Origin of the sequence: Blautia wexlerae (genome assembly GCF_013300825.1) — a bacterium.
GTDB classification, from domain to species: domain Bacteria; phylum Bacillota; class Clostridia; order Lachnospirales; family Lachnospiraceae; genus Blautia_A; species Blautia_A wexlerae_B.
This window is the reverse complement of the sequence record NZ_JAAIMY010000117.1, coordinates 1-329: the sequence shown is the minus strand read 5'-3', so window position 1 is coordinate 329 and position 329 is coordinate 1. Positions and strand designations below refer to the sequence as shown.

The following is a 329-nucleotide window of genomic DNA, read 5'->3' as shown; positions in this document are numbered from 1 at the left end:
TAACAGAACGGTTTTGGGAAAGCCGGCCACAGAGGGTGAAAGCCCCGTACGTGAAAGCAGAGCTGACTGAGCAGGATCCAGAGTACCACGAGACACGTGGAACCTTGTGGGAAATCAGGGGGACCACCCCCTAAGGCTAAATACTACTTAGTGACCGATAGCGCATAGTACTGTGAAGGAAAGGTGAAAAGGACCCCGGGAGGGGAGTGAAAGAGAACCTGAAACCCTGTGTCTACAAGCTGTGGAAGCACTTTATATGTGCGACCGCGTACTTTTTGTAGAACGGTCCGGCGAGTTACGCTTACTGGCAAGGTTAAGCACTTCAGGTG

Annotated in this window: 1 rRNA gene; it reads left to right on the top strand. The window is 52.0% G+C overall.

Annotated features, from left to right (window positions below):
• A 23S ribosomal RNA gene (locus tag G4417_RS16685) occupies window positions 1–329 on the top strand; the annotation flags it as partial.